Source organism: Actinomadura sp. KC06 (assembly GCF_004348735.1).
Classification (GTDB): Bacteria; Actinomycetota; Actinomycetes; order Streptosporangiales; family Streptosporangiaceae; genus Spirillospora.
On record NZ_SMKT01000047.1, the window covers coordinates 27,485 to 45,558 of the forward strand.

20 protein-coding genes are annotated in these 18,074 nt (G+C 68.4%); 13 read left to right on the forward strand and 7 right to left on the reverse strand.

What is annotated here, in order from left to right:
- Nucleotides 1-437: 437 nt before the first annotated feature.
- From E1287_RS17255 to E1287_RS17265, 3 genes are all read right to left on the reverse strand, one after another.
- Nucleotides 438-2,057, reverse strand: a complete 1,620-nt coding sequence (locus E1287_RS17255; protein ID WP_131965969.1) for a thiamine permease — start codon at nt 2,055-2,057, stop codon at nt 438-440.
- Nucleotides 2,058-2,131: 74 nt separating this feature from the next.
- Nucleotides 2,132-2,344 (reverse strand): biotin/lipoyl-binding carrier protein, encoded by a 213-nt coding sequence (locus tag E1287_RS17260; RefSeq protein ID WP_131965970.1) that lies wholly within the window; start codon nt 2,342-2,344, stop codon nt 2,132-2,134.
- Nucleotides 2,341-3,753, reverse strand: coding sequence for an acetyl-CoA carboxylase biotin carboxylase subunit (locus tag E1287_RS17265; RefSeq protein ID WP_131965971.1), 1,413 nt, complete (start codon nt 3,751-3,753; stop codon nt 2,341-2,343). The genes E1287_RS17260 and E1287_RS17265 overlap by 4 nt, the downstream gene beginning before the upstream one ends.
- A gap of 194 nt (nt 3,754-3,947) precedes the next feature.
- On the opposite strand from E1287_RS17265, the gene E1287_RS17270 reads away from it, so the two are divergent.
- From E1287_RS17270 to E1287_RS17295, 6 genes are read left to right on the forward strand one after another with little or no spacing between them, the layout of a single operon-like run.
- The gene (locus E1287_RS17270) at nt 3,948-4,955 is read left to right on the forward strand and encodes a biotin-dependent carboxyltransferase family protein (RefSeq protein WP_243719128.1); all 1,008 of its coding nucleotides are present in this window, start codon (nt 3,948-3,950) and stop codon (nt 4,953-4,955) included.
- Complete coding sequence (locus E1287_RS17275; protein ID WP_131965973.1) at nt 4,952-5,725, forward strand: 5-oxoprolinase subunit PxpA; 774 nt, start codon at nt 4,952-4,954, stop codon at nt 5,723-5,725. The genes E1287_RS17270 and E1287_RS17275 overlap by 4 nt, the downstream gene beginning before the upstream one ends.
- Nucleotides 5,726-5,741: 16 nt before the next feature.
- On the forward strand, nt 5,742-6,617 hold the full coding sequence (locus E1287_RS17280; RefSeq protein WP_207934266.1) for a carboxyltransferase domain-containing protein: 876 nt from the start codon (nt 5,742-5,744) through the stop codon (nt 6,615-6,617).
- A complete protein-coding gene (locus tag E1287_RS17285) occupies nt 6,614-7,642 on the forward strand; it encodes an LLM class flavin-dependent oxidoreductase (RefSeq protein WP_131965975.1) in 1,029 nt (342 codons plus the stop codon). Before E1287_RS17280 ends, E1287_RS17285 begins: the two co-directional genes overlap by 4 nt.
- 31 nt (nt 7,643-7,673) lie before the next feature.
- Nucleotides 7,674-8,846 carry a mandelate racemase/muconate lactonizing enzyme family protein gene (locus E1287_RS17290; protein WP_131965976.1) on the forward strand — a complete coding sequence of 391 codons (1,173 nt, stop codon included), beginning with the start codon at nt 7,674-7,676 and terminating at the stop codon, nt 8,844-8,846.
- An 18-nt stretch (nt 8,847-8,864) separates the two neighbouring features.
- Nucleotides 8,865-10,229: an aspartate aminotransferase family protein gene (locus E1287_RS17295; RefSeq protein ID WP_131965977.1), complete on the forward strand. Its 1,365-nt coding sequence runs from the start codon at nt 8,865-8,867 to the stop codon at nt 10,227-10,229.
- A 38-nt stretch (nt 10,230-10,267) separates the two neighbouring features.
- On the opposite strand, the gene E1287_RS17300 is transcribed toward E1287_RS17295, so the two are convergent.
- Nucleotides 10,268-11,338, reverse strand: coding sequence for a LacI family DNA-binding transcriptional regulator (locus E1287_RS17300; protein ID WP_131965978.1), 1,071 nt, complete (start codon nt 11,336-11,338; stop codon nt 10,268-10,270).
- A 147-nt stretch (nt 11,339-11,485) separates the two neighbouring features.
- On the opposite strand from E1287_RS17300, the gene E1287_RS17305 reads away from it, so the two are divergent.
- The 6 genes from E1287_RS17305 (at nt 11,486) to E1287_RS43785 (ending at nt 15,427) form a co-directional block, all read left to right on the forward strand.
- The gene (locus tag E1287_RS17305; RefSeq protein WP_207934267.1) at nt 11,486-12,922 is read left to right on the forward strand and encodes an aldehyde dehydrogenase family protein; all 1,437 of its coding nucleotides are present in this window, start codon (nt 11,486-11,488) and stop codon (nt 12,920-12,922) included.
- Between the two features lie 82 nt (nt 12,923-13,004).
- The gene (locus tag E1287_RS17310) at nt 13,005-13,580 is read left to right on the forward strand and encodes a biotin transporter BioY (RefSeq protein WP_131965980.1); all 576 of its coding nucleotides are present in this window, start codon (nt 13,005-13,007) and stop codon (nt 13,578-13,580) included.
- A gap of 226 nt (nt 13,581-13,806) precedes the next feature.
- Complete coding sequence (locus E1287_RS17315; protein WP_243719121.1) at nt 13,807-14,583, forward strand: alpha/beta hydrolase; 777 nt, start codon at nt 13,807-13,809, stop codon at nt 14,581-14,583.
- A gap of 3 nt (nt 14,584-14,586) precedes the next feature.
- Nucleotides 14,587-15,030, forward strand: a complete 444-nt coding sequence (locus E1287_RS17320) for an Lrp/AsnC ligand binding domain-containing protein (protein WP_131965981.1) — start codon at nt 14,587-14,589, stop codon at nt 15,028-15,030.
- Nucleotides 15,031-15,096: 66 nt separating this feature from the next.
- Nucleotides 15,097-15,237, forward strand: a complete 141-nt coding sequence (locus E1287_RS43780; protein ID WP_165969055.1) for a hypothetical protein — start codon at nt 15,097-15,099, stop codon at nt 15,235-15,237.
- Nucleotides 15,238-15,289: 52 nt separating this feature from the next.
- Nucleotides 15,290-15,427 (forward strand): hypothetical protein, encoded by a 138-nt coding sequence (locus E1287_RS43785; RefSeq protein WP_165969056.1) that lies wholly within the window; start codon nt 15,290-15,292, stop codon nt 15,425-15,427.
- A 120-nt stretch (nt 15,428-15,547) separates the two neighbouring features.
- Here E1287_RS43785 and E1287_RS17325 read toward each other — a convergent pair whose 3' ends face one another.
- The gene (locus E1287_RS17325) at nt 15,548-15,865 is read right to left on the reverse strand and encodes a Scr1 family TA system antitoxin-like transcriptional regulator (RefSeq protein WP_279505324.1); all 318 of its coding nucleotides are present in this window, start codon (nt 15,863-15,865) and stop codon (nt 15,548-15,550) included.
- 71 nt (nt 15,866-15,936) lie between these two features.
- Nucleotides 15,937-16,068: a hypothetical protein gene (locus E1287_RS46350; protein ID WP_279505327.1), complete on the reverse strand. Its 132-nt coding sequence runs from the start codon at nt 16,066-16,068 to the stop codon at nt 15,937-15,939.
- A gap of 133 nt (nt 16,069-16,201) precedes the next feature.
- Here E1287_RS46350 and E1287_RS17330 point away from each other — a divergent pair, with 133 nt between their 5' ends.
- Nucleotides 16,202-17,209 carry a TIM barrel protein gene (locus E1287_RS17330; RefSeq protein ID WP_207934269.1) on the forward strand — a complete coding sequence of 336 codons (1,008 nt, stop codon included), beginning with the start codon at nt 16,202-16,204 and terminating at the stop codon, nt 17,207-17,209.
- A gap of 161 nt (nt 17,210-17,370) precedes the next feature.
- On the opposite strand, the gene E1287_RS17335 is transcribed toward E1287_RS17330, so the two are convergent.
- Nucleotides 17,371-18,066 carry a hypothetical protein gene (locus E1287_RS17335; protein WP_131965983.1) on the reverse strand — a complete coding sequence of 232 codons (696 nt, stop codon included), beginning with the start codon at nt 18,064-18,066 and terminating at the stop codon, nt 17,371-17,373.
- Between the last annotated feature and the right edge of the window lie 8 nt (nt 18,067-18,074).

Genomic DNA, 18,074 nt, shown 5'->3' on the forward strand with positions numbered 1-18,074 from the left:
TCGGTAGGGACGCGGACTTTGTGTCAGCGATCGGCGCAGAGTCGTTGTCAGGACGCGCGGGCCTTCGGAGGTGACTCCGGCTGCTCCACTGAGCGAGTTCCAAGCTGAACCCGCAGGTTGTGGGGGTGGCTGGTGCGGGGTTCAGCCATTCGCAGGCCTTGGGTCGGGTTAACGACGATCATGCGTTCCTCCACCGCGGCCCCCAACAGCAGCGACATCAACGTCACGATGCCCTGGACGGTGGCCGGGCGTAGCGGGCGCGCAGGCCGGTCGCCCACTGTCTGACCGCGCTGCGGCGGATCTGATCGACCGACACCTGCCCGAACTCGGGAAGGATGTGGGTGTCGAGGTAGTGGTCGTACGCCGGATCAACCGCCCGTCCTGCTGGTGCTCGTAGACGATCGCAGCGAACATCTCCTGCACGTGCTCCACCGTCACTATTCGGGAGTTCGAATAGGAGCGCTCCGGGCCTCGGCCCTGGCTGCGGCGTGGAACGCTGGTGTGGACCCCGCGCAGGGGGCGCAGATGGCCGCGTGGCCTGCGGAGGGATCGCGGTCGATCTCCACGGCGATGTACGAGTGGCCGCAGTTCCCGCACCGCACCCGGGCATCCCAGACGTCCTCGACTTCGGCGCGGGGATCGTGAGGACGGTCGAGCGGCATCTGGGCCGGGAGTCGCTGCACGGCCAGGTAGCCCATGACCGAGATGGCGAGCGTGACGATCGGAGCCCAACTGGTGCCGGCGGCCCCGCCGGTCTCCACGAGGAGGATCCCGACCGTGGCGGCCAGCAGCCACACGGCCAACCCCGGTGTCACACGGCGCACTCGGCCGGGCCGGAACTCAGGGAGGCCGTGACCGTCGTCTCCCATCGTGATGATGTGCACGACCGCTATGCCTACCCAGGCCACGATCACCACGCTCTGCCAGGCCAGGGCGGTGAGAAGGTAGCTCAGGACGTCCGTCAACATGAGGAGGTAGACCAGCACTCCGGTCACGACCGACCAGACTGTTCTGGGGAGGCGCACCCGGAGCACCTGGGTCATGATCATGCCGAGGTTGGTCGATGCCAGGTAGAAGTTCGCAGTGTTGATCCGCGTCTGGCTGACCCAGATCAGGATGACGCCGGTGATTCCCATCAGGTCCACGAGCGCGTAAACGACCGACACCTCGGAGACCGGCCCCTCGGTCGGAACCGTCTTAGTGAGGAAGATCCCGATCAGTCCGCTGATCAGGAAGATGAAGGTGTAGAACACCGGTCCGAAGGTGACGGTCCTGTGGAACTTCACGTCCTGGGGCCGTCCGAACCGGGCGAAGTCGAATGTGTACATCATCATGATCCACATGCCGAGGTAGGTTGCGTAGGCGAACATCCATCCCGGCACGGGCAGGTCGACCGCTCCGGCGGCGGAGAGCCAGCCGGCCGGGGCGTCGTGCTCGACCGTCGCCCACACGATCGCAGCGGACAGTCCTGCCAGGTAGAAGGGCAGCAGGAACCCGTTGAACCTGTCGAGCCAGGTGCGGACCCCGCCGAAGACCATCGGCACGCTGTAGAGGACGACGATCAGGTAGTAGATCTTGATGTCGAGGCCGCCGAAGTGGCGGTGCAGGGCGATAGCGATCACCGATCCCTCGAACACCGAGTAGTACACCGCGGTGGCCCCGAAGACGACCGGCGCGATGATCGCGCCGTGCAGGCCGAATAGACGGCGCGACAGCAGCGCGACCGTGAGGCCGGTGCGCGCGGCGTACGTGCTGAGCACGGAGGTGATGGCGCTGTGCGTGATGACGGCCAGGACCATGCCGGCAAGGGCGGCTCGGGTGCCGACCGCGACCGCGACGGTGGCGGCGGCGACGAGCCAGAACATGGCGCTGGCCATCGCCCACCACGCCATGGTCAGCGAGAAGCGGCCGCTGCGCCAGGTGAGCGGGACGACGTGGTTGGAGTAGTCCTCCGAAGCCGCCTTGAGGGCGACCTCAGGGTCATCGGTGTGCGAGACGACGAGCGCGGGAGGTGTCGGGGCCGGGCCTCTGTGGCCGGTCGATGTGGTTCCTGCCATGATCGGTCCTTGGAATCGATTCCACGCCCATCCCGAAGAGGTGGTCATGGATAACGGGTGCTGGGAGGGGTGGATCAGATGAGCACGGCGATCACGTCGCCCTCGCCGACGACGTCGTCCGGGGCGACCCGGATCTCCACCAGCCGGCCGGGCTGGGGCGCGACGACCGGGACCTCCATCTTCATCACTTCGAGGACGACGATCTCGTCGCCTTCGGCGAGTTCGTCGCCGACGGCCGCCCGGACCTGCCAGACGTTCGCGGCGAGTTCGGCGCTTATCTCGATCATGAAATCTCCTGCTTGGTTCCGGTGGCATGGCGATCCGGCGCGGTTTCCGCCGTGGCCTTGAGCCATGTGCGGTCGGCGAGCAAGGATCGGCCCGTCTCGCCACGCTCCCATTCGGGAGTGCGCAGGAAGTTTCGATGGAACGGGATGAGCGTGGCCGTGCCGGCGACCTCGAACTCGTCGAGCGCGCGGAGCATGCGCCGGGTCGCGGCGCCGCGGTCGGTGTCCCAGACGATCAGCTTGGCCAGCAACGGGTCGTAGTGGGTGGTGATCTGATCACCGGCCCGGACGCCGGAATCCACCCGGACGCCGGGCCCGTCCGGCGGTACCCAGGTGGTGATGGTGCCCGGCGCGGGCAGGAAACCCTTGGCCGCGGACTCGGCGTTGATCCGGCATTCGATCGCCCATCCGCGCATCCGCACGTCGCCTTGGGCGAACGCGAGCGGCAGGCCAGCGGCGACGCGTAGTTGCTCTCGCACCAGGTCGACGCCGGTGACCATCTCGGTGACAGGATGCTCGACTTGCAGCCGGGTGTTCATTTCAAGGAAGTAGAAGTCGTCTCCGACGAGCAGGCCCTCCACCGTGCCCGCCGACCGGTACCCGATGGAGCGGGCGGCAGCCACGGCGATCTCGCCGATCCGCTCACGCAGCGCGGGGTCGACCGTCGGCCCGGGGCTCTCCTCGATCAGCTTCTGGTGACGGCGCTGCACGCTGCAGTCACGTTCGCCGAGGTGCACGACGTTGCCATGGGCGTCCGCGAAGATCTGGACCTCGACGTGCCGGGGATCCTCGATGTACCTCTCGACGTAAACGGAAGGGTCACCGAAGAAGCGCAGGCCTTCCCCTTGCGCCCCGGTGAAGGCCTGCTCGACGGCCGACCGGTCCGCGGCGACCCGGAAGCCGCGCCCGCCACCTCCGGCGCTCGCCTTGAACGCGACGGGATAGCCGATCGCGTCCGCTGCGGCCGCCGCGTCGTGCGCCGTCGCCAGTGGGTCGGTTCCGCCGGGGACCGTCGGGATGCCGGCGTCCCGCATCCGTCTGCGCGCCTCGATCTTCGAGCCCATGCCCCGGATCGCCTCCACCGGCGGCCCGATGAAGATCAGGCCCGCGCGTTCACAGGCCTCGGCGAACACCGGGTTCTCGGCGAGGAAACCGTAGCCCGGGTGGATCGAGCGCGCCCCGGTCACCTCGGCAGCTCGCAGGACCCGTTCGATGTCGAGGTAGCTCTGGGCCGGGGCCGCCGGCCCGAGTCCATAGGATCGGTCCGCCGACCGGACGTGCAACGCGCCGGCGTCCGCATCGGAGTGCACCGCGACGGACGGTATGCCCAGTTCACGGAGCGCCCGGATCACCCGGACAGCGATCTCCCCCCGGTTTGCGACCAGGACCGGTCCGATGTCGAGCATCTGCATCTCCACTTCTTGGAATCGATTCCCGTGAAGATAAGCCTGGTAGCACGAGGACGCAAGAGGTCACTCGCATTTTGAGCTTGACTGGCTGAAGCCAGAGGTTGTGCTCATCTGGCAGATGCTTTGCTCTTGACACGAGTTGAGCAGCTTTCTAGCCTCAGGAATCGATTCCAAGGAGGTGAAGCGTGCATCGGACGATGTCGGTCACGAAGCCAGGAACCCTCACATCAGTGCAGGACGCAGGCCGCCCCGGCCACCTGGGCAAGGGCATCCCGCCCGCTGGGGCCCAGGACAACGCGTCCTTCAGAGCCGCCAATCTCCTGGTTGGCAACGAGGTGGGCGGATCGGTCCTGTCGGCGGATCCTCGGGGGGCGGCTGCGATCGAGTGCACTCTGATGGGGCCGACAGTCAACTTCTCCGCCGACGTGCACGTGGCCGTGACCGGCGGCGCGTGCAAGCCGAAGGTCGACGGCACGCCGATCCCCACCTGGGAGCCGGTGGAGGTTCAGGCGGGCAGGTCGCTGGCGATCGGCCCTATCCAACGGGGCCTGCGGGTCTACCTCGCGATAGGCGGGGGCATCGCCGTCCCGGAGTACCTGGGCAGTCGCTCCACCATGCTGGCCGCTGGGCTGGGCGGGTTCGAAGGCCGGGCGCTCAGAGCCGGCGACGTCCTGCCGCTGGACGATCCCACGTCCGAACCCCCACTCGGTCGGCGCTTCGAACCGCTCGACCTGCCGGGATCCGATGTGCCGAGCGTGCTCCGGGCGGTCCGCGGCCCCCAGGCCGACCTCTTCGACGAAGAGAGCATCAAGGCCTTCTTCACCTCCCAATGGACGCTGTCGACGCTGACGGACCGAATGGGCTCACGGTTCACCGGGTCCCCTCTGCGCTTCAGGCCGCGTCCCGGCTACCTGGCCAGATCGGCGGGCGCGAACGCGTCCAACATCGTGGACGACATCATCCCGCTGGGAGGTGTGCAGTGCCCGGACGGGGCGGCGGCCATCGTCATGGGCGTCGAGCATCCGACCGCGGGCGGCTACGCGAAGATCGCCACGGTCATCTCGGAGGACATCCGGATCGTGGGCCAGATGCGGCCGGGCTCGAAAGCGACGTTCGCCGAGGTCTCCCATGAGAAAGCCGCCTCGATCGGCCGACGGCACGACGACCTTTTCACGTTCGACAGGCTGCTGGAGGTGGCCCGGTGAGCACTGGACCGGCACTGGACGTCAACTGCGATCTCGGTGAGAGCTTCGGTAACTGGCGGATGGGCAGCGATGAGGAGATCATGCCCCTCGTCAGCACCGCCAACGTGGCCTGCGGGTTCCACGCTGGCGACCCCGTCACGCTGCTGCGCACGGTGAGGCTCGCCAAGGAGCACGGGTTGTCCGTCGGCGCGCATCCGGGGCTGCCGGACCTGCTCGGCTTCGGCCGGCGCCGCATCGACCTCTCCCCCGAGGACGCCTACGCCTACACCGTCTACCAGGTGGGCGCGGTCCAAGCCGCCCTGGCCGCCGAGGGGATGGAACTGCACCACGTCAAGCCGCACGGCAGCTTCATGTCCATGGTGATGTACGAGGAGGCGACGGCGCAGGCGGTGATGTCCGCAGTGAAGAACACCTGCCGGTCGCCCATGGTATATGTCACCGCACCGGTACGGGACACGGAGTTGGAGGCGGCCGCCGAAGCGCACGGGGTGCGCGTGGTGCAAGAGGTTTATCCCGACCTGGAGTACGCCGATGACGGGTCGGTCATCGTCCAGCGCCGCAAGCACGAGACGGACATCGAGAAGGCACAGGACCAGCTCAAGCGGGTCCTGAACGACGGCGAGGTACTCACCGTGACGGGGAAGCGCCTGTCCGTTCAGGCCGAGAGCGTGTGCGTCCATGGTGACGGCCCCAATGCGCTTGAGGTGGCCCAGGCCCTGCTCGACGTCGTCGGGGAATCGGGCCGCCGTGTCTCTGCGGTCCGGCACTGAGCCCGGGGGCAAGACGATGATCCACGAAGATCCCGTGATCCGCGTTCTCAGCGACAACTACCTGACGGTCGAGTTCGGCGACGTCATCGACTTGCGGGAGAACTTCCGGCTCCAGGCGGCCGGCCGCGTCATCGACGGGATGAAGATCGACGGCGTGATCGAGGCGGTGCCCCACCTGCGCAGCCTCGGCATCGTCTTCGATCGGGCACGGACGTCCCTCGACCGGCTGCGGGCCGCGGTCACCGAAGCCCTGGCGTCGGCCGAGTCCGTCGACCGGATCACCTCCCGCCTGTTCCGGATCCCGGTGTGGTACGACGATCCGTTCTCGGCCGCCCTGGCCGAGCATTTCAAGGTGGAGAACAACCTGGAGTTCATGGCCCAGGCCAACGGCCTGACGCCGGACGAGGTGATCGCCTGTCATACCGGCACCGACTTCTGGATCGCCGCGGTGGGTTTTGTCCCTGGCTGCTTCTGGGCCTACCCCTTGGACGAAAGCAAGGCGCTGACCGCCCCGAAGTACGCCATCCCCCGGGACCGGACCCCGTCACGCACGGTCGCATTGGCGGGCCTGACAACGACGATCTACCCCTATCCCGGGCCTGGCGGCTACCAGTGCATCGGCAGGAGCGCGGTCCACCTCTATCAGGCGCGGCCAGAGGGGAGGGACCCGCTGTTCCCGGAGGACGGCGTCCTGGTACGCCCGGGAGATCGGCATCGTTACCACTCCGTCGATGCCCTGGAGTACGAGGCGATCCGCGAGCGCGTGCGCTCAGGTGACTATGCCTTCGACCTCAAGGAAGAGGAAATCGACGTGGAGAGCTTCCTCGCCGAGAACGAGACCGGCGGCGCGCAGAACGCGACGCCCCGGCAGAACGTGAAGGCGGTGTCATGAAATTCGGGTTGATGTACAGCTTCGTGGTTCCGCCGGGTTCGGGCTTCTCGAACCTGGACGCCTACCGGGAGATGGACGAGTTGCTCCCCCTCGCCGAGGAGCTAGGGTTCACGTCCTTCCACACCACCGAGCACCACTTCCAGTTCAACGGCTGGGCGCCCAGCCCCCTGGTCGTGCTGGGCAAGGCCGCCGGCCTGACGAAGACGATGCGGCTGGCGACGAACATCCTGATCCTCCCGCTATACCATCCGCTGCGGCTGGCCGAGGACGTCGCGACCCTGGACAACCTGTCCGAGGGACGGGTCACGCTCGGTGTCAGCCCCGGGTACGTCTCCGAGGAGCTGGCCGCGTTCAACGTCCCCATGAAGGAGAGGTTCGGCCGGTTCGAGGAGGCCCTGGACCTGCTCTCGCTGGCATGGCGAGGAGAGGAGTTCACCTGGGAGGGCAAGTACTTCCAGGTTCCGCAGGCGAAGATCGTGCCGAAGCCCGTCCAGGAGCGCATCCCCGTCTGGTACGGGGTCTCGGGGCCCAAGCTACTCCAGCGGGCGGCGGAGCGGAAGGTTCCCGTCACCGCCTCGCCTCGGCACACCGCCGCCGAACTGGTCGAGCATTTCGCCCACTACGGCGAGGTCGCGGCCAGCAGCGGGTACGTGCCCGAGGAGCGGCCGGTCATCCGCGAGGTGTTCATCGCCCCCACCACGGAGGAGGCCGAACGCCTGGCCGGCCCGGCTGTGACCCATCTGTTCAGCCTGTACGGCAAGAAATCGGCCCAAGGTGAGCGGGCGCTGCGCAACGACAGCGGCGAGCTGATCAGCGACGAGTCGATGGTCGACTTCCGGACCTTCAGCTCGCGCTACGTCATCGCCGACCCCGAGACGGCGATCCGCGAGATCAAGGAACTCCAGGCCACCGTCCAGCCGACCGAGCTCATCTGCCGGATGCAGCTGCCCGGCATCCCAACCAGGGACCTGGAGCGCTCCATCCGGCTGTTCGCGCAAGAGATCATGCCCGCCTTCCGCGACTGAGACGCCCGGCCTTAGTAGAGAGATACGTGACGTGACTCAAAAAATCGATTCCAAGCCCGCTTCTCGGTCGGAGCTGCGGTCCGCCGCCCTCACCGTCGAATCCCTGGAGACGGTGACCGTCCGTGTCGCGCTCCCCCGCGTGTACAAGGGCAGCCAGTATCAGATGTCGCACCGCTCCACGGTGATCGTCCGGATCCGGTGCGCTGGTGGCATCGTCGGCGAGGCCTATGCCGGCGACGAGGACAAGACGCTGTTCGAGATCGACTCCATCATTCATGGCGAGATCAAACCGAAGCTGATTGGCATGGACGCCATGGCGACCGAACGGAACTGGGAGGCCTCCCGCCCGTCCACCTACGACATCCTGCGCGACCGTCGGCTGGGCCTGGTCGCCTGCGCCGCCGTCGACGCCGCCCTGTGGGATGCGGTGGGCAAGCACCTCGGCCAGCCACTGTGGCGGCTTTGGGGCGGTTATCGCAACACGATCCAGATGATCTCGATCGGCGGCTACTACGGAGGCGGCCTTACCATCGAGGACGAGATCGAGGACCTGCGCGAGCGTGGCTTGGCCGGCATCAAGTTCAAGGTGGGGGGCCTTACGCCCGCCGAGGACGCCGAGCGGTTCGTCCGGGCCCGCAAGGCCGCCGGCCCCGACTTCATCATGGCCGCGGACGCCAACCAGGGCTGGACGCCCGAGCAGGCGGTCGAGTTCGCCCGGCATGTCGAGGACCACGACCTGCGCTGGTTCGAGGAACCCTGCCGGTGGCAGAACGACCGGTTGGCGATGCGAGACGTCAGGCTGAAGACCGGGACACGCGTGTGCGCCGGGCAGAGCGAGATGTCCGCCACGGCCTGCCTGCAACTCATGCGGTCGGGGGCCATCGACGTGTGCAACTTCGACGCCTCTTGGTCCGGAGGACCCACCGAATGGCGCCGGGCGGCGGCGGTCGCCGCCCTGTGCGACGTGCAGATGGGCCATCACGAGGAGCCCCAGGTCTCCTCCCACCTTCTCGCGTCGATCCCGCACGGGACGTACGCCGAGTGCTTCCATCCGGACAGGGACCCGATCTGGTGGAACCTGATCGCCAACCGCCCGGAGCTCGACGCGGGCTGGATGACGTTGAGCGAAGCGCCGGGCTTCGGGTGGGAACTGGACGAGGACTACATCAACGCCCACCGAGTGACCGGCCCCACCACGCCCTGACAGGCGGAGGAGACCACCATGAACGACGGAACATACGAAGCGGAGTCGGCCGCGCGGCACCTCTGGATGCCCTTCAAGCCGCCTTTCACGGCGGCCTCGCAATTGCCCGCCCGGATGGTGGGCGGCGAAGGAAGTTACCTGATCGACGACCAGGGGAACAGGTACCTGGACTCCTTCGCCTCGATCTGCTCGATGGCGCTCGGGCACGGCCGTGACGACCTTGTCGAGGCCGGTCTGAAGCAGTCCCGCGACCTGGGCTACGCGTCCGCGTGGACCTTCCGGAACCAGCCGGCTGAGCAGATGGCCCGCTTCGTCGCCGACAGGGCCCCCGACGGCCTGAGCCGGGTCTTCTTCACCAGCGGCGGCAGCGAGGCCGTCGAGTCGGCGATCAAGATGGCGCGTCAGTACTTCCGGCTGCGCGGCAAGCCGTCGAAGACCAAGATGATCGCCAGGGAGGTCGCCTACCACGGCACCACCATGGGCGCGCTGTCGGTCACGGGGCTCACTCCGATCCGCACGCCCTATGAACCTCTGCTGGCCGGTGTTCGGCACGTGCCGAACACCAACGTGTACCGGCTCCCCAAGGGGCTCGACCCGTCCTGGTACGCCGAGGAGATCCGGCGTCGCATTCTCTTCGAGGGACCCGAAACCGTCGCCGCGGTCTTCCTCGAACCGGTGCAGAACGCGGGTGGCTGCATCCCGCCGCCGGACGGGTACTTCGACCGCGTCCGTGAGATCTGCGACGAGTTCGACGTCCTCCTGGTCAGCGACGAGGTCATCTGCGCCTGGGGCCGGCTCGGCGACTGGTTCGGATGCGGGCGGCTCGGTTACCGGCCGGACATGATCACGGCGGCGAAGGGGCTGTCCGGAGGCTACGCGCCGCTCGGGGCCCTCGTGGTCTCCGACTCGGTCGCCGAGCCCTTCGTGGACAAAGAGGCCGCCTTCATGCACGGATACACCTTCTCCGCGCATCCGGTGGTCTGCGCCATCGGGCTCGCGGCCTCCAAGGCGATCGACGGTGAGGGGGTGCTCGATAACGTCCGGCGGAACGAGTCCAGGCTCGCGGACCTGCTCGCGTCCTTCCGCGACATCCCCATCGTCGGCGACACCCGGGGCGTCGGCTACTTCCAGGCGATCGAGTTCGTCAGGGACCAGGACAGCCGGACCGGTTTCCCGGCAGCCGAAGCGCTGGCGTTGACCCGCAGGATCACCGATCTCTGTTTCGAGCGCGGCATGATCGCCCGGTCCGATGTGCGCGGAGAGCCCGTCCTGCAGGTGGCGCTTCCGCTGATCGCCGGACCCGCGGAGATCGACGAGGTCGGGAACGTCCTGCGGCCGGTTCTGGAGGAAGCCTCCGCCGAGTTCGCCGGACGCGCCGGGTGAGGTCCCGGACGGCGACTCGGACCGCCGGCGCCCTGGGCTCAATGGCGCCGGTACAGGTCCGCGGACAGCGGGCAGCATGTCCGTCCCGGGAGGAACTCGGTGGGAAGCGTGACCGTTTCGACACGGCCATCGCTGTCGAACTGCCGCAGCAGCAGGTCGGCCGCCTCGTAGCCCACCTGCCGGTTGTCTCGGTGGATGACTGCGATCTCGGGTTTGAGGACGTCGGTGACCACGGTCCGGTCACAGGCGATGAAGGCGATGTCGGCACCGGGCCGCAGATCCAACTCGTGCAGCGCGGTCATGACGCCGGGCAGGAGCTGGTTGCCACCGACTATCAGAGCCGTGCAGCCTCCCGCGTCACGGAACATGCTGAGCGCCGCCTCCTTCGCCGCGGGGACGGTCAGCGGAACGTCCTGCCTGATCAGGTAGTCGGGCGGGGCGCCCTGCTCCCGGTACACCTCCAGCAGGCTCCGGACGCGTTCCTTGGCCGGCCGGACACCGGGACCGACCATCAGCCCGATCCGCGTGTGCCCCAGCCGCAGCAGGTGGCCCACGGCGGCCCGCATTCCCGTGGCGTGTGCCGACAGCACCGCGCTGGCCGTCGGCTCACCGGGCAACGTGCGGTCGATGAGGACCACCGGACCGGACTCCTCCTCGATGGCCGCGAGAGTCCCGGCGTGGCTCTCGCTGGACAGCGAGAGCAGGAGCCCGTCCACGCGTCGGCGTTGCAGCAGGCGTATGTGCTCGGCCTCCCGGTCGGGCTCGCGCATGGAGTTGGTCAGCAGCACCGAGTAGCGCGACTTGCGGAGCCGTTCCTCGGCGCCCGCCACGATGTCCGCGATCAGGGGGTTGGAAATGTCGCCCACCACGAACCCGACCGTCCGGGTCCGCTGGCTCCTGAGCGCCTGGGCGAGCAGGTCGGGGGAATAGCCCAGCGCCCGGACCGAACGCAGCACGCGTTCTCGAAGCTCCGCGCCGACGGAGGGATGCCCGGTGAGGACACGGGACACCGAGGACGGCGCAACCCCGCAATGTGCGGCCACGTCCTTGATGCGAGGACGTGCCGGACGGTCGCCGCCGTTTCCGTCCGCGGCTTCCCTGGAACCCATGATTCCTCCTCGTTGACGGGCCCGGCGGCGGCTCACGCTGATCGACCACCACCGTCCACAACGGGTTCCGGGCCGGCGAAGTGATACTCACGCATCCGCACGAGCACAGCGTACTTTCTCAGGAATCGATTCCTCAAAGGGGTCATCGTGCTTCACTACAAGCTTTTCGTCAACGGCTCCTGGCGCGACTCCGCGTCCGGCAAGTGCTTCCAATCCCGCGACCCCGCCTCCGGCGAGGTACTGGCACAGGTAGCCGAAGCCTCGCCCGACGACGTCGACCTCGCCGTCGAATCCTGCTCGCGCGGATTCCGGACGTGGAGCGGCACCCGCCCGCTCGAGCGCGGGCGCGTGCTGATGCGGATCGCGGACGCGGTGCGGGACAACGCCGAACGCCTCGCCCAGCTGGAGACCCGAGACAACGGCAAGCCCCTGGCACAGGCCCGGGCGGACGCCGAAACGGCCGCGCGCTACTTCGAGTACTACGCCGGCTACGCCGACAAACTGCAGGGAGAGACCATCCCCCTCGGTGAGTCGTACCTGTCCTACACCAGGCAGGAACCATTCGGGGTGACCGTGCACATCGTGCCCTGGAACGCTCCGCTCCAGCAGGCCGCGCGCGGTGTCGCGCCGGCGCTGGTGGCGGGCAACTCCGCGATCGTGAAACCTCCCCAAGAGACTCCCCTGACCTGCCTGGAGCTGGCTTCCATCGCCCACGAGGCCGGCCTGCCCGCAGGCGTGCTCGATGTCCTGCCGGGGCCGGGACGAACCGTCGGGGAGGCTCTGGTCCTCCACCCGCAGGTACGCAAAGCCGTCTTCACCGGATCGGTCGAGACCGGACGCCGGGTCGCCCGGCTGGCCGCCGACAAACTGATCCCGGCGACCCTCGAACTGGGCGGCAAGTCGCCCCACCTGGTGTTCGCGGACGCCGACCTGGACGCCGCGGCCGACTCCGCCGTCACCGCCGCTTTCCTGAACAGCGGGCAGATCTGCTCCGCGGGCTCACGGCTCCTACTCGAACGGCCGGTCCACGACCCCTTCGTCGAGATGCTGGTGGAGCGGCTCGACGCCATGGTGATCGGTCCCGGCTCCGCCGAGTCCGACCTCGGGCCGCTCACCACCCCGGAACAGGCCGCCCGCGTCGTCGAGTACGAGCGGCTGGCGGAGAAGGAGGGGTGCACCATCGCCTACCGCGGCCGGATCCCGGCGGACCTTCGCCACATCGAGCAGTTCCGTCCCCCGATGCTCCTGACCGGCGTCAACCCCGGGATGCGGGTCGCGCGAGAGGAGATCTTCGGGCCGATCCTGGTCGTGATGGCGTTCGACTCCGACGAGGAGGCGATCGCCCTGGCCAACGACTCCGAGTACGGCCTGGCCGCGGGCGTATGGACCCGCGACCTCGCCCGCGCCCACCGCATGGCCGCCCGCCTGGAGGCCGGGCAGGTCTTCGTCAACCAGTACTACGCGGGCGGCGTCGAGACCCCGTTTGGCGGCTTCAAGAACAGCGGCTACGGACGCGAGAAGGGGCTGGAGGCCGTCCACCACTACGTCCAGACCAAGACCGTGACCATGAAGCTCGAACCATGAGCGCCATGCACCCGGCCCCCTCGGAGCGACCGGCTATGTCTGAATCCCGATCACACAGGATCCTCCCCTAGGAGCAGCTTCGATGTCGACTCTCACGCTCACCGGCCCTCGTCCGGTCCTTGCCGACCTGTTGCCCCGCTCGCTGGCCGGTGATATGTCCCTCGTGGTGTCCGGGGCCGCCCTCACCGGCCTTGCCGCGCAGGTGGCCATCCACACGCCGCTGTCTCCGGTACCGTTCACGCTGCAGACGCTCGCGGTGCTGCTCGTGGGCACCGCCCTGGGCGTGATCCGCGGCGTGGCGGCCATGGCGCTCTACCTGGTGGCCGGCCTGGCGGGCGTACCGTGGTTCTCGGAGGGCGAGCACGGCTTCGTCGGCGCGAGCTTCGGTTACATCGTGGGCTTCGTGCTGGCCGCCGCCGTCGTCGGCCGCCTGGCCGAGGGCGGCGCCGACAGGCGCGTCTCGAGCATGGTCGCGTTGATGGCGCTCGGCGTCGCGGTGATCTATGGCATCGGCGCCACCTGGCTCGCCCTGCTTTCGGGCCTCAGTCCCGGCGACGCCCTGACCAAGGGGGTCACTCCCTTCCTCGCGGCCGACGCAGTGAAGATCGCGATAGCCGCGCTGGCCTTCCCCGTCACATGGCGGCTGGCCCGCCGCTGACCGGCGCCCGTCGCCGCACCGCTGCGCCCGCCTTCGTTGTGCCTGGAGGGGGGCGCAGCCCGCGCAACACGTTGATCAACCGGCCAAGAACAGAATGCGGCGCGTACGACCGTGGACATGATGATGGGATATGGCTGTGTACGTTGATGATCCAGTCCGACTGGGAGAGGTCCGTCTGTCTGATGGACGTTTGCTCGGCTGGGCGGAGTGGGGACCGCCGGGCGGGGTGCCCGTTCTCCTGTGTCCGGGTGCGGCAACCAGCCGGTGGCTCGGCTTCGGCGCAGGTGTCGTTGAGGCGCTCGGTGTGCGTCTTGTCTCTGTGGACCGTCCCGGCCTCGGTGTTTCCACCCCGGAAACCGGGCGGTTCTTCTCCGACTTCGCCGGTGACATGCGTCAACTCTGCACGCTACGGAGGTTGGGGAACCCGGCCGTGGTCGCGAACTCACAGGGCGCGCCATTCGCCATTGCCTGCGCCGAGGCGGGCGTCGCTTCGGCGATGGCCCTGGTCTCCGGCGTGGACGAGGTCGCCGCGCCGCAGTTCGCGTCCGCACTGCCGGCGGACCTGCGAGGCCTCGTTGAACGCACCGCGTCCGACCCCGACGGCGCCGAGGAGTTCTTCGCCAGCTTCACCGCCGAGGCCATGTGGAACATGATCATGGCCGAAAGCCCGGAGAGCGATCTCGCCGTGTATCAGGACCCGGACTTCGCGGCGGCCTACCACAGGGCGCTGGACGAGGGTTTCGCCCAAGGCGCCGCCGGCTACGCGCGCGACACCGTCCTAGCCATGGGACGCTGGCCCTTCGCCCTCGACAAGATCGCTGTTCCGGTCGACATCTGGTACGGCGAGCACGACACCAGCCACTCACCGGACAACGGTGCGCTCCTCGCCACCCGCATGACCACTGCTCAACGCAGCGTGGTGCCGGGGATCGGCGGCGCGCTGCTGTGGACGCACGCCGAAAAGATCCTTACATCGCTACTCGCGAAGGCCACCACCGGCTAACACATGGATGAGCTCGACCTTGCGATCATCGACGCGTTGATCACCCGACCGAGGTTCGCGGGACGGACCTGGCCCGCGCTGCTCGACGCCTCGCCGACGACGCTGGGTCGCCGGTGGAACCGCATCGTCGCCGGCGGGCTGGCGTGGGTCACGGCGTGGCCGGGCCCCTCGCTGTGGCCCGAACTGGGCATGGCAGTGATCCGCGCCGAAATCGCGCCGCACGGGCGCGAGGAGGTCATCGACGCGATGGTGCGCCTCCCGCATTCGCTTACTGTCCAGGAGACGACCGGCAAGTACGACCTCTTCGTGCTGGTGCTGTTCCCGGACTGGGCGACCCTAACCCGCTCTCTCAGCTCACTGGCCGCGCTGGACGGTATCGCGGCGTCCCGCACGGAGATCTGCGGGCCGCCTGTACGGATCGATCAAGTGGCCGCTGGGGCGCGCTGAGTGCCGCGCAGCGGTCCGCGCTGGCGGAGCCGAGGTAAGCCTCTGCCACCCGATGCGGTGGCGGAGGTGGACAAGAAGGGGCGCCGGTTGTTCGTGGATCTGTCCCGCGACGGCCGGTCGACGCTCGCGGCCGCGTTCGGCGCCACGGCGGATGCGGGGAAGCGCCGCGTGGCGGTGCTGCCGGCTCGCCCTGGAGATCAGCGGTAGGTCCGGCCTGCTGTTCGCACTGAGTAGGCATGAACGGTCTCAGGTCAGTTACATGCCCTCCGACCTGGAGGCCCTGGATCCCGGCCTGCGGCTGGACGAAGTCCAATACTTGACTCTTCAGCGCAAGCTGTCCGGACGTGTCCTCGACGGCGAAGGGCGCGCCAGCGAGGTCATCCCGCTCGGCCCCTGACCCAAGATAGTCCGCAATCTCTGCTGGCTGCGACACCGACAGAAACCCGACACCAGTTCCACGGTGACCAGTTCGGTATCGCTGATGAAGAAGGTGTGCTCGGGCCATACCCGATGCCCGTTAACGACACGGGCGGCGGCCTGCGGAATGATCGCCAGCGACACCGATGGCCACCGTCCCACGGTCAGCAGTTTGCTGTAGCTGCTCGGCTTGGACATCAGGAACGACGCGGTGGTGCAGGAACTGCTCCTCCAGGACGAACACGAACTGTGCGTCCGGCCGCCGCAGCACGCGTTGGCGGTCCATGCGCTCAGCGACGGCCTCGGCGACATCGGCGATCTCGACCCGCTTCTCAACCCGGATCGACTCCAGCGCAGCGTCGGTGTAGGCGCGGGTTTGCAGCAGGCCGGGGATCACGTGCGTGCAGTGGACCCGCATAGGCTTGACGCGCTCGTAGCGGTCCTGGACTTGCTCCTGGGCGCCTTGAGACCCGCTCGGTTGAGCTGCCGTTAGGTTTGCCACATCCGCTCGGCGGCGGCCTGCTCGTCCCGCTCGTTCAGGCGGTCCTCGACCCAGCCGCCACCCCCACGACCGTCTCCCCGGTCGCCGCCGAGCAGCGGCTCGCCGTCGGTGATGTGCACCTGACGCTGGACGTCGCCCCCGGCTCAGCCCCGGCCGCAGCTCGCACCCAATCCTCCGCTGGCGCGACCGGGCCGACCGCCGGGACACCGGTCGAGCCGGTGCCGCCTTCGCAGTGGGAGTGGGATCGCATCGATGGCTACTACCGGGCCGCGATGCGCGAGGGCCGCTATCCCCCCGCACCGCGCGAGCGAGTTCTGGGACGCGCGCCTGGGCGTGAACCTGTGCTTCGCCGTCAAACGGATGCACGACCCGCTGGAGTGGGCGGCGTTCGTCGCTGACGACCTCGGACTGACCGACGTCCAGTTCACCTTTGATCTGCTTGACCCGTGGGCGCCGTCTTCCGAGCGCACCCGCGTGGCCCACAGGGTCCGCGCCGCCGCTGACGGCAACGGCCTGACCCTGCACAACGCCGTAGTGGGCCTTGCCCACTACGTGCCCGGTGGGCTGCTGGATCCCGACCCCGACGTCCGGAGGGCCGCAGCCACCTGGTGGCGGCGCGCCGTCGATGTGGCGGCCGACCTCGGCGTGAGGGCGGGCGGCGGGCCGCTAGGCAGCATGACCGCCAGACAAGCCACCGATCCGCAGCGCACAGCCGAGCGGTGGGAGGACCTGGTCGCCGCGACCACCTCGATCGCTGACTACGCCGTCCAGTCCGGCATCGGCACCTTCCTCATCGAGCCGACTCCGATCCACCGGGAGGTCCCCTCCACCATCGCCGAGTGCCAGCGACTGCTCGCCGACATGGCCGCGCGCGGCGCCGCCGGCGCCGGGATCCTCCTGGACACGTCTACGAGCCGCTCTACGGGGCGCAGGCGTCGTTCGGTGATTGGACATCGGCGCTTGGACCGGCGATCAAAGCAGTGCGCCTGGACAAACACCGACCGGCGCAGCGACCCCCACTGGGGCTGGCCGCACGAGTACGGCACCGTCGAGGTCCCTGAGCTCCTGGCCGATCTGCAGCGGGCGGGCCTGATCGACGTACCGATGATGCTGGAGGTGTTCCCCCGGTTCGAGGACGACGATGAGGCCGTGCGGACCGTGATGCGCGCCACCGTCGACCACTGCCAGGCGGCGCTGGCCGCCGCAGGAGCCCCGGGCGTGAGCACCGCTCCAGCAGCACGTCCAGCACCTCATCGCTGAGCAGCTCACAGATCGGCACATCGGCGCCGACACGCTCATTTCCCTTGATCACGGTCATGACTTCGAATCCCCCCGAATTCAAAGGATGATCTTCGTGGTCCATCTCCACCCATCAAGATCATTTCACCCTAGGGAGATACCCCCCTGTACTGCGTTGCCATCTACGGGCTCGGGGCTGTGACGCTTGGGGCGGTTCGGGTGGCGTTGAGGATGGCGGTAAGTTGCGCACGGAGAGTTCCCGAACGGAGGTCGAGGGCGCCGATCATCGCGGCGGAGCCGATGGTGAAGGCATCGGCTCCGGCTGCGGCCAGGTCGTGGATCTGTTCTGGGGTGGTGATGCTGCCGGCCACGACGAGGCGGCCGGAGGTGGCTCGGCGGGCGGCGCGTACGAGGTCGAGCGGGGGGACGTCGGTGGCGCGGTAGGCGAGTAGGTCGACGCCGGCACAGCCAGCCTCCTCGAAGCGGCGGCAGTGTTCGGCCACGTGCTGTGGAGTGCCGCCGAGCCGGGTGGGGTGGCCGGTCGGGGTTCCGGGGAAGGGCAGGTAGCCGATGCCGGTGCCGTCGAGCAGTTCGAGCGTTTCGTGGACCCAGGTGCCGCCCATGAGCCAGTCGACGCCCAGATCGACGGCCATCCGGGCCGAGTCGAGGGCGCGCTCGCGGCTGGTGCTGACCACTTCGAGGTAGCTGGTCGCACCGGTGTCTTTGATGCGGCGGTGCAGCCGGGTGAGGGTCGAGGGGTCGACGCCGACGTCCTTGAAGCCCAGGTGCGGGAGGCGAAGGTCACCGAGACCGTCGAGGAGTGCCAGGCAGTCGCGTACGGTCCGGTCGTCGCGGGTGAGCATGAAGATGAAGTCCACGAGGGGTT